At 36.0% G+C, this 12,445-nt stretch carries 12 protein-coding genes and 3 tRNA genes; 7 read left to right on the top strand and 8 right to left on the bottom strand.

Going from position 1 to position 12,445, the window contains the following annotated elements:
• Window positions 1-224: 224 nt before the first annotated feature.
• Entirely contained in the window at window positions 225-998 is a 774-nt protein-coding gene (locus IRZ99_RS08180) for an META domain-containing protein (RefSeq protein WP_194656814.1), read from the top strand.
• A 232-nt stretch (window positions 999-1,230) separates the two neighbouring features.
• Here the strand turns inward: IRZ99_RS08180 and IRZ99_RS08175 are convergent, their stop codons facing one another.
• Both IRZ99_RS08175 and IRZ99_RS08170 read right to left on the bottom strand, forming a co-directional pair.
• Window positions 1,231-2,511, bottom strand: coding sequence for a DUF2130 domain-containing protein (locus tag IRZ99_RS08175; protein WP_133527031.1), 1,281 nt, complete (start codon window positions 2,509-2,511; stop codon window positions 1,231-1,233).
• Window positions 2,512-2,865: 354 nt separating this feature from the next.
• Entirely contained in the window at window positions 2,866-3,660 is a 795-nt protein-coding gene (locus IRZ99_RS08170; protein WP_228519053.1) for a LysR family transcriptional regulator, read from the bottom strand.
• A 232-nt stretch (window positions 3,661-3,892) separates the two neighbouring features.
• Between IRZ99_RS08170 and IRZ99_RS08165 the strand changes: the two genes are divergently transcribed.
• Window positions 3,893-4,600 carry a class I SAM-dependent methyltransferase gene (locus tag IRZ99_RS08165; RefSeq protein ID WP_194656813.1) on the top strand — a complete coding sequence of 236 codons (708 nt, stop codon included), beginning with the start codon at window positions 3,893-3,895 and terminating at the stop codon, window positions 4,598-4,600.
• A gap of 132 nt (window positions 4,601-4,732) precedes the next feature.
• Window positions 4,733-5,968 (top strand): dipeptidase, encoded by a 1,236-nt coding sequence (locus tag IRZ99_RS08160; RefSeq protein ID WP_194656812.1) that lies wholly within the window; start codon window positions 4,733-4,735, stop codon window positions 5,966-5,968.
• Window positions 5,969-6,007: 39 nt separating this feature from the next.
• Here the strand turns inward: IRZ99_RS08160 and IRZ99_RS08155 are convergent, their stop codons facing one another.
• The 4 genes from IRZ99_RS08155 to IRZ99_RS08140 form a co-directional block, all read right to left on the bottom strand.
• Window positions 6,008-6,481: a DUF3291 domain-containing protein gene (locus IRZ99_RS08155; protein ID WP_194656811.1), complete on the bottom strand. Its 474-nt coding sequence runs from the start codon at window positions 6,479-6,481 to the stop codon at window positions 6,008-6,010.
• Between the two features lie 58 nt (window positions 6,482-6,539).
• Window positions 6,540-6,818, bottom strand: coding sequence for a putative quinol monooxygenase (locus IRZ99_RS08150; protein ID WP_194656810.1), 279 nt, complete (start codon window positions 6,816-6,818; stop codon window positions 6,540-6,542).
• 19 nt (window positions 6,819-6,837) lie between these two features.
• The gene (locus IRZ99_RS08145; RefSeq protein WP_194656809.1) at window positions 6,838-7,440 is read right to left on the bottom strand and encodes an NAD(P)H-dependent oxidoreductase; all 603 of its coding nucleotides are present in this window, start codon (window positions 7,438-7,440) and stop codon (window positions 6,838-6,840) included.
• A gap of 309 nt (window positions 7,441-7,749) precedes the next feature.
• Complete coding sequence (locus IRZ99_RS08140; RefSeq protein WP_194656808.1) at window positions 7,750-8,736, bottom strand: aldo/keto reductase; 987 nt, start codon at window positions 8,734-8,736, stop codon at window positions 7,750-7,752.
• Window positions 8,737-8,855: 119 nt separating this feature from the next.
• Between IRZ99_RS08140 and IRZ99_RS08135 the strand changes: the two genes are divergently transcribed.
• Window positions 8,856-9,701 (top strand): AraC family transcriptional regulator, encoded by an 846-nt coding sequence (locus IRZ99_RS08135; RefSeq protein ID WP_194656807.1) that lies wholly within the window; start codon window positions 8,856-8,858, stop codon window positions 9,699-9,701.
• 133 nt (window positions 9,702-9,834) lie between these two features.
• Here IRZ99_RS08135 and IRZ99_RS08130 read toward each other — a convergent pair whose 3' ends face one another.
• Both IRZ99_RS08130 and IRZ99_RS08125 read right to left on the bottom strand, forming a co-directional pair.
• Window positions 9,835-10,596: a C40 family peptidase gene (locus tag IRZ99_RS08130; RefSeq protein WP_194656806.1), complete on the bottom strand. Its 762-nt coding sequence runs from the start codon at window positions 10,594-10,596 to the stop codon at window positions 9,835-9,837.
• A 70-nt stretch (window positions 10,597-10,666) separates the two neighbouring features.
• Window positions 10,667-11,845 carry an acetyl-CoA C-acyltransferase gene (locus IRZ99_RS08125; protein ID WP_194656805.1) on the bottom strand — a complete coding sequence of 393 codons (1,179 nt, stop codon included), beginning with the start codon at window positions 11,843-11,845 and terminating at the stop codon, window positions 10,667-10,669.
• 250 nt (window positions 11,846-12,095) lie between these two features.
• Between IRZ99_RS08125 and IRZ99_RS08120 the strand changes: the two genes are divergently transcribed.
• From IRZ99_RS08120 to IRZ99_RS08110, 3 genes are all read left to right on the top strand, one after another.
• Window positions 12,096-12,179, top strand: a tRNA-Ser gene (locus IRZ99_RS08120).
• A 15-nt stretch (window positions 12,180-12,194) separates the two neighbouring features.
• A tRNA-Pro gene (locus IRZ99_RS08115) sits at window positions 12,195-12,269 on the top strand.
• A 32-nt stretch (window positions 12,270-12,301) separates the two neighbouring features.
• A tRNA-Arg gene (locus IRZ99_RS08110) sits at window positions 12,302-12,375 on the top strand.
• Window positions 12,376-12,445 lie beyond the last annotated feature (70 nt).

The raw sequence follows: 12,445 nt of genomic DNA, 5'->3' as shown, positions 1-12,445 counted from the left end.
GATTTTTTGTTAGAAAAATAACGAAATGAAATACGTATTTTATCGTAATCTCTTAAGTAGTGCGGATTTCCGACGGTTTTTCATCTTGTTTAAAGTTATGATTTTGGTACAGATTTTCTTAAATTTGAAAGGATTCTAAATAAGGGTTTCAGAAAATTGTCGTAAATTCAATTCAATTTTTGAATTTGGTTCTTGAAATTCAATTCATTTTAAATAGCAATCTCATGAAAAATATATTTGTATTCTTGGTTTTATCTTCTTTGATAGTAAGTTGTAAATCAGCATCAACAGGTTCAAAAGAAACAGCTTCAGCAACAAATTCTCAGGAAGCCGATATGACTATCTATTTTAAAGCAACGGGAAATGAACCGTTCTGGGGAATAACACTAGGGAAGGAGCAAACTATCTTTACCTCGCTGATTCCGGGCAAAGAAAAAATCATTTTTTCATCGGTTGAACCAATAAAAGCAATGGATGCGAATGTTAAAATGTATAAATTGAGTAACGAACAGGCAACGGCGACAGTAACGATTCAACAAGTAGATTTTCAGGATTCAATGTCGGGAGCAATTTCGCCTTATAAAGTGTCAATTGAAATTAAAAATAATTCAGAGCTTGAGTCTAAAAAAGTCGAAGGCTGCGGAAAATATATTACTGATTATCGCTTGCACGATATTTGGGTTTTAGAAGAATTGAACGGTTATAAGGTTTTTATAGCCGATTATCAAAGGGAGTTACCAAGAATAGAAATTCATGCACAAGAAAATACTTTTATGGGTTTTGGAGGCTGTAATTCAATTTCCGGAACTCTATTCTATGAAAAAGACCTTTTAAGATTTACCAAAGTAATTTCTACTTTAATGGCCTGTGCACCGGGCAATAAAGAGAGCGAATTTACCAAAGCGCTTCAAAGCACGACAACATATTCAATTGGAGATAATCGATTGACGCTTTCAAATCCTTCAGTGAAATTGTTGGTATTTAGAAAGGTTGATTAATTTTTAGGAGCTGTTTCCTGCTGTCCTTCCAATCTTTTGTGTCCGCCGCGGCGGACACAAAAGGATTTTCCCTCCCATCAGGGCTAGGGCAATCATTTTCATAAGAAGGTTTGTTTTTTTGTCATTCTTCTTTCCTCGGAATGACAATACGGGACGAAAAAAATAAAAATCCGCATAAATCCGAGTCTTCGCTTTAGCGAATCCGTATCATCCGCGTTCTATATTCGTATTGTTATTCTAATAATTCCTTAGAGTTTTCTTCGTCCTCTTCAATAAAATCCAATTCCAAAGCACGTACAGTCTGAACCGCGTTTCCGGCAATACCACGAATCGATCCGTACATTCCTAAAGTATTATGAACTACTTTTTCAATTTGTTTTTCGCGTTGTTTCCAGATTCTTTGCATCGCTCTTTTTTCGGCATCAAGATCGCCTTGCATCTGCGTAAAACCTTCCACGATTCCTTCAATTTGCAAGCGGAATTCGTTGCTCGTTAAAAAATCATACAACATCGACATTTTATCGCCTTTGTTTTCCTGCGCTTGGACGGCCTGACTTACCTGAATCAAAGACTGACGCAAAACGGCACTCAAACCTTTAAATTCTTCGTAGGTACAAATCCAGATTCCATCTCGCATTCCCATTCGGTCCATTCCGGCAGGCATTACTTCGGTTACTAAGACACCAATATTGGCTCTTTTGGTTCTAATATCATTTTTGAATTTCTCAATCCACGAAGGTTGAAAAGCTTTGGTACGTTTACTTTCGTAATAAATAGAACCGCAATTTTGCAATTCACGTGTGTTTACAATCTGAAGACAATCGGCACCATTAGCACCTTTTTTAACTTCATCAATACTGTCAAGCGGGAAATTATTCGCCAGCCATTCTTCGATGGCTAATTCCATTACTTCGCCTTGTAATTGCATAGAACCTTGTTCCTGCTTGCGTTTCATTTCTTCGATTAGCTTTTTCTGATCGTCAGATTGTTTTTGGTATTCTTTTATTTTAAGTTCGTTTTTTTCTTCTTCCTGTTTACGGATTTTATCACGTTCCAAAACTAAAGTAGCGTTCAGTTGTTTTTGCGCTTCGGCTTCGATTGCTTCTTTCATTTCCAGTTTTTCACGTTGGAGTTTTGCAATTTCGCCCGTCATTTTATTCAGTTCACGAAGCTTCTCTGATTTCTCAGAAAGTTCTTTTTCCATTAAGGTCAAACGATCTTTGTTTTCTTCCTCGAGTTTGGTTTTTAGCTTTTCGGTAATCTCTTTTTCGGCTGTCTTTTTCTCGCGTTCTAAGCGTTCAGCGAAAAGTTCATTTTCCTGTTTCTTTTTAGCTTCAAAGTCGGCTTTGGCTTTTTCGAATTGTTCATTTTTAAGTTCCAATTCCCTGGATTGAGCATTGGCTTTTTGTTGAAATTCTTTACGGATACTATCTTCTAACTGATGTTTTAAAACATCATTTACATCGATTGGTGTCCCACAATTTGGGCATATAATTGAAGATTGCTCAGCCATTTTTATTGATTTTTTAACGAGAATTATAATTTGCTAAGGTATTTAAAAGTTCGGTGTTTTTAGGGAATTTGGTTGTGATAAATTGTAACTTTTTTGACGCAAATTTTAGGGTTGGGTTATTAATCTCGCAAAGTCGCGAAGTCGCAAAGTTTTTTTAAGTAGTTACTAAACGCACTGTTTGTCATTTGTGACAAAAATGAGAAGACTTTGCGTCTTTGCGACTTTGCGAGATTAATTTTCACAAAGAAACTTAACATTAGCGCTTTACTTTTTTGAAAAATTCAATAAAAACTCAACTGCTGATTTCGTAATCTCAGAATCATCTTCTTTTGAAGTTATTAGTGAAACATCTGTCTATAAATTGACTCTTTTCAATTCAGTAAAACCAATTTCAGCGTCCTGATTATTCTTCGCAATGTTGGAAGGAACAATCGAAATTCCCAAACCATTTTTGACCAATTGTACAATCGAATTAATGTTGTTGGATTCGTGAATAATTTTCGGTTCAAAACCGTAAAAAGCGCAAAGTTCCAATAAAACTTCATGGTAATGCGGTGCATAATCTTTATTGAAGAACACAAAAGTTTCGTCTTTTAGTTTCGGAATCTCTTCTTCGGATTTAATTTTAATTAAACTCTTATTATAAACTACCGAAAACCCATCCTGAAACCATAATTGTGCTTTTATTTTAGGGGACTTTATTGGTGACCGAATAATGCCTAAGTCAATTTTTCCTTGTTCTAAAGCTGAAATTTGTTTGGTAGTAGAAACTTCAAAAAGCTTGAAATTCACGTAAGGAAATTGTTCTTTCAAGTGTTTGATCAAATCTGAAATAACAGATGAATAAATCGAACTGATATACGCGATTCTGAATTCGCCAGAAACATTCTCTGCTATTTTTTTTGTTTTCACGGAAATGCGTTCCAGGTTTTGAAAAAGTGATTTGACTTCTTTTTCGAAATACTTTCCAGCTTCGGTAAGTTCTACTTTTTTGTTGTTTCTGATAAAAAGTTTTGCCTGAAGTTCTTCTTCCAATTCCATAATCTGACGACTCAATGGAGGCTGGGAAATAAATAGTTTTTCTGAGGCTTTGGTAAAGTTCAGTTCTTCGGCTACAGCCAGAAAATATTTTAAATGACGTAATTCCATGATACTTTAAAAGTATTATTAATTGATAAAAATAGTATTTTTAAAGTATTTATGAAAGAGGTAGTTTTGAAAAAGAAAAAATAAGTCTCTCGCAGTCCCGATAGCTATCGGGAGCAGATTGAGCAGATTATTAGTTTAGATAAAATTATCTTAATCACAATATTCCGATCAATAATAGCAAAAAGATTCGCTTAATCTGCCTAATCTGCGAGAGATTAAAATAACAAGAACCATGAAAAAATCAACTATTGAAGAGATCAGAGAACGTTTTGACAATGATGTCGAACGATTTTCAAATTTAGAAACTGGCCAAGTCGCTACCATCGACGCTACCATTTCTTTAGAATTAATTACAGAAGCTTCTAAAAGGATTGTTCCGAATGCTGAAAATATCTTGGATATTGGCTGTGGCGCCGGGAATTATACTTTGAAAATGTTGTCAAAATTGCCCAATTTAAATTGCACTTTGGTTGATTTGAGTTTTCCAATGTTGGACAAAGCTTTTGAAAGAGTTTCTGCGGAAACAAATGGTAAAGTAGAAGTCAAGCATGGTGATATCCGTGAAGTTGAATTACCGGAAAATCATTTTGATATTATTTTGGCCGGAGCGGTTTTACATCATTTAAGAGATGATCAGGATTGGGAAACGACTTTTGCTAAGATATTTAAGTTATTAAAACCTGGAGGTTGTTTTATGATTTCGGACTTGATTACGCAAGACACGGAATTATTAAATGAATATACCTGGCAACGTTACGGTGATTATTTAGAACGAATTGGTGGTGCCGAATATCGTCAAAAAGTTTTGGATTATGTCGAAAAAGAAGACACGCCAAGGTCAATGAATTATCAATTAGATTTGATGAAGAAAATTGGCTTTACAAGTGTTGAAATTTTACACAAGAATATGTGTTTTGGTGCTTTTGGCGGGATTAAATAAAGGATTGATCGGTTAATTTATCTTTTTGGTCGTCTGTCAGTTTTAATCTGTATAATAAATGTTGATGAAATGTAAAAAATGTGTTGTTTTGTATAATCAAGTTTCTTTTTTACACTATTTTAATAATTATAAATGAGCCATAATCAAGACTGGAATCGCAGAAGTTTTCTTGTAACAATGGGTGGAGCGGGAGCTGCATTACTATTAAATCCTCTTTTATCCTGGGCAGCAACTGATTCGGACCCAAGAATTGCAGCTATTGTTGCCAGAACATTTGGTATTGATACACATAATCATATTGATGTACCACTTATAAAATCAGAGCTTCCCGGACCAAAAGTGGATTTGGTGGGAGAATTAAAAAAATCTGGTTTATCGGCTATATGTATGACTTTTGCGGTTGATTATCAGAAATTAGTAAATCCGGGAGATGCCTATGAAAGATTTCTTAACGGGCTTACTGCCATGGATGAAATATTGAAAACGAATGATATGAAACGTTCTCTAAATTTCAAAGATCTTCAGATGGCGAAAAAAAATAAGAAACCAACTGTAATACAATCTGTTGAAGGAGGTCATTTTCTTGAAGGCAAAATTGAACGTTTGCAGGTTGCATACGATCGTGGTTTAAGACATTTAGGATTGCTTCATGATAATGACGCTTCGGTTCCATTAGGAGATATTTTTACTAAAACGCCACAGTGGGGCGGACTTACCACATTTGGAGGAGAAGTTATTAAAGAATGTGAAAGATTAGGGATTTTGGTAGACCTATCGCATTGTGATGATAATACGGTTAATGGTGCACTAAAAGTAGCAAACAAACCGGTCTTGGTTTCACATACTGGATTAAATACTCGTTTGGGAAATAACGAGTTTATGTCAAAAATGATGAAGCCTCGACTTATCAATAAAGAACAGGCAAAAATTGTTGCTGATAATGGAGGTGTAATTGGAGTTTGGACGCACCTTGCTGATTCGCCAACGGAATTTGTTGATAATATTAAAGCAATGGTTGACGTGGTTGGTACTGATCATGTTTGTATTGGTACTGATACTAAATTAACTCCACCATATCGTTCACCAATCGATAAAGGTTGGGGAGGTGAAGATAATAAAAAACCTCAGGGCCAAAATGATTCTCCTAAAAAAGAAAGTGATCATAAAGATCAAAAAGTTCCGGGTCCTGATGGCAATAAAAAACAAGGCGGAGGCACAACAAACGAAGCTTGGGGGAATTTAGAACAAGGTTTTTATTATACAGTTGTTGAATCCTTATTGAAAGCTGGCTTTGCGGAAGAAGAAATTGGTAAAATTGGCGGTGGAAACTATTGTCGAATATTTGATATTGCAACGAAGAAATCTTAATAATCAACTATTAATAACAAAAGCGAAATAAAGATATTTTTATTTCGCTTTTGTTTTATTTTCATTTGGCGCAGAAAACTTATTTTTAAAATCAAAAACTAATTCTGAAGGCCCATTTTGCTGTAGATAATCTAATTTTTCCACGGCTTCTTCTAGTGTTGGAATATGTCCTTCTGGAATCCACCACATTGCTGTTGCTGCTTTTCCGAATTTTAGGAACCATTCTTTACGGCGTCTTAAAAACTCGCTGTGAAAGGTTTTGTACATATAATGTTCCAAAGTTTCAATATTCTCCCAAACTGAAACATTTACAATAATCTGTTCATCATTATACGGATTCAGGTTTGTCGCATTGTAACTGTCATCTTTTAATCTCCAGACAAAACCTTCGCTGTCTTCGGCTAACTTGTTGACGACATCTAAATTATCTACAAATTCTTTCATGATTGGGTCGTTTATAGTGACTCCTTTCATTTTGGCAATATTAATTTCGGCAAGATGGTATTTACTCATGTTTAACTAATTAAATAAGAAGCAAGTTAATTTATTGACGCCTAATTATTGTAACTTTTTATAATGATTGTGTTGTTTTAAAAACCTGAATAGGTGATGAAACTAAACTTTCGCTTTTGGTGATAAAATCCTGTAAATACGGTTGATTGTTATGAAAATCAAGTCCAGGCTGATCTTGCCATTCTTCCCAAATGATAAAAACATTCTCGGTTGTATGCAGGTCGTAACGTATGCACGCCGCTTCTTTTCTGGTTTCGGTAACCAAATGATGAATCATGTTTTTAACTTGTTCGATATTTTCCTGTTTACTTTTGATAATTGCGGTAATAGAGATCATGATTGTGAGATGTTAGAAGTTAAAAGTTAAACGTTTTTTCTAAATGCTTTGTGTAATTTTCCTTAAAGATGTCAATGTTTTCGGCAGTGGCACCTTTTTCAACGTCGTGGAAATGAAAACTGTCTAGTTTTTCCATACCTACAAATTTATTCATTTTATGGAAACCAAACATAGCTCCGTCATCTACAGATGTTTCTTCGAAAAATTCTCCAGGAAGTGTGAAAGCAGTTGCAGGCGCGTTCCAACTTGTGGTTAACATGTATTTGCGTCCGTGTAATTGTCCTCCAGTTCCGTAATTAATGTCCGGATTGGTTCTGGTTCTTCCGTCACTTCTGTAAATTCCTTTGTTGTGTCCGGCTGTGAAAACATCGTCAATGTATTTTTTGAAAAGGTTTGGTAATTGAAACCACCAAACTGGCGTATGATACACTACGACATCAGCCCAAACGAATTTTTCGACTTCTTCATCAAGATTAAAATCTTTTTTGATGTCGGTTGTTTTAATTTCGAATTGCTTGCTGTTTGTTAAGTATTCGATTGTCCAATCGGTAACGGTTTGGTTAAATTTTCCGCCTGAATGTGCGAAATTTTGACTTCCGTTGATGATAAATATTTTTTTCATGTCTTTAATGTTCTTATGAATTCGTGAGTGTGAGGGATAGTAGTGTAAATCCTTTTGTGCCGGGGTTCGGCACAAAAGATTGCAACGGATAGCCCGACCCCGCTTTTTCTGCGGGGACACACCCAAATTGTTTTTATTATTTTTTAATGTATTGAGTATAATTTTAAACACATAGAAACATAGTTTTCTTTGGCTAAAAAAGAATGTGGAAAGAAACTAGTTTCTCACACATAGCTATGTGTTTTTAAACTAAGTGAAATGCCTTTCTGCGTGCCTATTGGCTATGTTTCTATGTGTTTAAAAAACTTTTTAGTTTACTTTTGAGATGGCTTGATTGATGAAATCTAATTCTGAAACTGATAAATCAAAATCCATTGCTTTTGCGTTTGAAATTGCTTGTTCTGCATTTCTTGCGCCGGCTAAAACGATTGTGATTCCTTTTTGTAATGTTGTCCAGCGTAAAACCAATTGTGAAATTGAAATGTGTTTTGCATTTGCCAATGAACTCAATTCTTCGACCAAAGTTTTTACTTTTTGAAGATCGAACTGACCGAAATAACCATTTCTGTGATCGTTGTCTTTTAGTTTGCTGTCTGTGAAATATTTTCCGGTTAATAAACCTCTTTCCATCGGGCTGTACGCAATAATTCCGATGTTTTCTGCGATTGTTAACGGAATCAAATCGGTTTCGATTTTACGATTCAGCATGCTAAACGGTACCTGGTTTGATGCTAATTGAATTGTTTTTTGTGCTTCCTGAATTTGTGAAGCACTATAATTGCTAACTCCGGCTGCTCTGATTTTTCCTTGTTGAATTAAAGTTTCAAGCGCTTCCATTGTTTCGTGAATTGGAGTAGTGGAATCTGGCCAGTGAATTTGCAGTAAATCGATATAATCGGTTTGAAGGCGTTTTAAGCTTTCTTCGACTTCTTTAATAACATTTGCTTTTGAAGCGTATTTGTAAACCGGGATTTTCTTTCCGTTGTCATCGGCATCGAAAAAGAAATCGCCTTTTCCGTTATTGCTACCGTCCCAAACCAAACCAAATTTGGTTAATAACTGCACTTTTGAACGATCATGAGATTTTATAGCTTCGCCAATCATTTTTTCGCTTAAACCAAATCCGTAAAAAGGAGCGGTGTCGATTGTGGTCACGCCGTGGTCGATTGATGCCTGAATGGAAGCGATTGAATCTGCTTTTTCGTTTCCGCCCCACATGTTTCCGCCAATGGCAAATGCGCCGTATGTAATAGTTGATAATTCAAGTTCGGTACTGCCTAATTTTCTATATTCCATAATGTTGTATTTTTAAATCTTAAATTTCACTTGGCAAAATTATACCATTTTTAAGAGTGTTAACTTGTATATATTTGTCTTTTTTATGTAAATTTGCAACTTCAAATAATTGACATCTCATGAAAAAAGAAAATTTATACGAGCCGTTTACCGTTTCCTTTGAGACTCTGGATGAATATCCGGATGTGGGAGATCGTCATAATTTCTTCGAATTGGTTTATATTTTGGGAGGAACTGGTTCGCAATGCATCAATAAAAATATTTTTGAGTATGATGCGGGGCATATGTTTTTATTGACGCCTGAAGATTGTCATAATTTTACGATTGCCACCAAAACGAAGTTTTTCTTTTTGCGTTTTAATGATATTTATTTGAAGAACTCTAGTCTGCAAAATGAAAATATTCAGCGTTTAGAATATATCTTACAAAATGCGAATCATCAGCCGGGCTGTATTTTGAAAAATGATGCTGATAAATGTTTGGTTAAAGTGATGATTGAAGCGATTTGTCGTGAACATCAGGATAAAGATGTTTACAATCAGGAATTGATTCAGCAACTGGTGAATACACTTATTATTATTGTGGCCAGAAATATTGCGAAGTATTTGCCTGAACAGGTAAATGTTGGAACTGAAGGTAAGGCGATGGATATCCTGCAATATATTCAGAATAATATTTATTATCCGGAGAAAATAAAAGCGGAATCATTAAGTGAATATTTCGGAATTTCGAATACGTATTTAGGACGCTATTTTAAGAAGCATGCGAGTGAAACCATGCAACAATATATTAGCAATTACAAAACCAAACTGATCGAACATCGTTTGCAATTTAGTGATAAACGTATTAATGAAATTGCTTATGAGTTTGGCTTTACGGATGAAAGCCACTTTAATAAATTCTTTAAAAAGCAAAGGGGGAATAGTCCTTCGGAGTTTAGGAAGACGATTCGTATTAGTGCGTAATGTTGGCACGCGGATGACGCGGATTCGCAAGCGAAAACACGGATTATTGCGGATTTTTTTTCTTTTTGCCACTGATTTCACTGATTTACACAGATTTTAAAATCATTTTAATCCTTTAATCTGTGGCTAAAAATTAAATAATCTTCTTGATAACTCTTAGTTTATGCGTGTGTTTATTCAATTCGGGGTTGTAAATTCCTAAATGGTCTAAACGGTCAATGCGAACTTTTCCACTGGCGTGAATGATGTAATTGTTGTCCATAATGATTCCGACGTGAATGATGTTTCCTTCGTCGTTGTCGAAAAAGGCTAAATCTCCAGCTTCGCTTTCTTCAATAAAACTTAAAGGTTCTCCATCAAGCGCTTGCTGAGAAGCATCACGATGAATTTTGTAGCCGTTTAGTTTGTAAACCATTTGTGTGAAACCGGAACAGTCGATTCCGAAAGGTGTTTTTCCGCCCCAAAGATAGGGAGCGTTCAAATACATAAAAGCAGTATTTATTAAAGCGCTTTTAGGTTTTACACCGCTGGTTTTTGTTCCTTCGAAATCAAAGTTTGAAGTATTGATTTCGCTATTGTTTAAAAAGGTTAGGGAAGCGCCAAGCGGAATTGGCAATAATAAATTGTCCGGAGCTGTGATATAATCAATTAAATCAGCATTCAGAATAGTAGCCTCTTTGCTTAACTGATTATAATTGGCTTCAGAAATTACCTGATATTGTTTCGAATCTACCCAGCCTTCATAATCATCAAACTGAATTTTTATTCGGGCCCATTGATTTTGACGTTCTAAAATTTCGATGTGCTCGCCAAACAAAAGTTGTGTAACGATTTCACTTCTGTCACTTGGTTCAGATCGAACGGGTACTATGGCTAGATTGCAAATTCCGAACATTTAGGGTAATTTATAAGTTGAAAATTGGGAGTTACTTAAAGCAATAACTCCCAATCTATTGTATTATTATTTAAGCTCTTTCGATAACAATTGCAGATGCTCCGCCACCGCCATTGCAAATTGCAGCAGCACCGGTTTTAGCATTGTTTTGTTCTAAAACATTTAGTAAAGTTACGATGATTCTGGCTCCTGAACAACCTAGAGGATGTCCTAATGAAACAGCACCGCCATTTACGTTTACTTTATCGTTATCCAGATCAAGGATTTTTGAATTGGCTAATCCAACCACTGCGAAAGCTTCGTTGAATTCGAAATAATCAACATCCCCAATTGCGATTCCAGCTTTGTTTAATGCTTTTGGCAATGCTTTTGCGGGGCTTGTTGTAAACCATTTTGGTTCCTGAGCAGCATCTGCGTACCCTTTGATGTAAGCTAAAGGTTTTAATCCTAATGCAATTGCTTTTTCTTCAGACATTAAAACTAAAGCAGCAGCGCCATCGTTGATTGTTGAAGCATTTGCAGCAGTAACAGTTCCGTCTTTTGTGAAAACAGCAGCTAATGAAGGAATTTTATCCAATTTTACATTAGTGTATTCCTCATCTTTAGAGATGATAATTGGTTCACCGCGTCTTTGTGGTACTTCGACAGGAACAATTTCATTGTCAAATTTTCCGGCATCCCAGGCTTTTGCACTTCTTTCGTACGATTGAATAGCAAAATTATCCTGTTCCTCACGGCTGATGTTGTATTCAGACGCACATAAATCAGCGCAAACTCCCATTGCGTTGTTATCGTAAGCATCTGTCAAACCATCTTTTTGCATTCCGTCAAGCATAGTTGTAGGACCAAATTTAGTTCCGTTACGCATTTGAACGTAATGCGGAATCAAGCTCATGTTTTCCATTCCTCCGGCTACTACAATTTCAGCATCCCCACAAGCGATAGCCTGTGCAGCAAACATTACAGCTTTCATTCCGGAAGCACAAACTTTGTTTACAGTTGTAGCAGCAACTTCTTCAGACAAACCGGCAAAAAGCGCGGCCTGACGTGCCGGGGCCTGTCCAACTCCTGCCTGAACAACGTTGCCCATAAAAACTTCATCAACTAATTTTGGGTCTAGGTTAATTTTTTGAAGTGCGCCTTTTATAGCGGCAGCACCTAATTTTGGTGCGGGTACGGTAGATAACCCTCCCATGAAACTTCCGATAGGTGTTCTAACGGCAGAAACGATAACAACTCTTTTGTTCATTTTCTGTTTAATATTAGTTAATGTAGCAAATTTACTCTTTATTTAAATAAATTCAAATTTTGTATCAATATGTATCAGTTTCATGGGATTTTAAATTTAATATCAATTTTTTGTTAATTCTATTCGTTTGATTGTGAAGTGGTTTTAAAAAAAGATTGAAAAAAGATTAAAAAAAGCGCAGAAATAGTTGTGAGATATGGAATGTTGTCTTACATTTGCAACCGCAAAACAGAACACGTTTCTTGAGCTTGGAGAGGTGCCAGAGCGGTAATGGAGCAGATTGCTAATCTGTCGACGGGTAACCGTCGCCAGGGTTCGAGTCCCTGTCTCTCCGCTTAAATTTTGCCTTCGGGGTGTAGCGTAGCCCGGTTATCGCGCCTGCTTTGGGAGCAGGAGGCCGCAGGTTCGAATCCTGCCACCCCGACAGAAACTTTACCATAAAGTTTTAAAACAAATGGTTCCATAGCTCAGCTGGATAGAGCAACGCACTTCTAATGCGTAGGTCGAAGGTTCGAATCCTTCTGGGATCACAACAAAAGCCACTCAATCGAGTGGCTTTTTTGTTTTTGCATATTTTTGTAAAAACTTGAAAAACATTCC

The organism is Flavobacterium sp. LC2016-12 (assembly GCF_015351595.1).
In the GTDB taxonomy this organism is placed as follows: Bacteria; Bacteroidota; Bacteroidia; order Flavobacteriales; family Flavobacteriaceae; genus Flavobacterium.
This window is presented reverse-complemented; position numbering and strand designations above follow the sequence as displayed.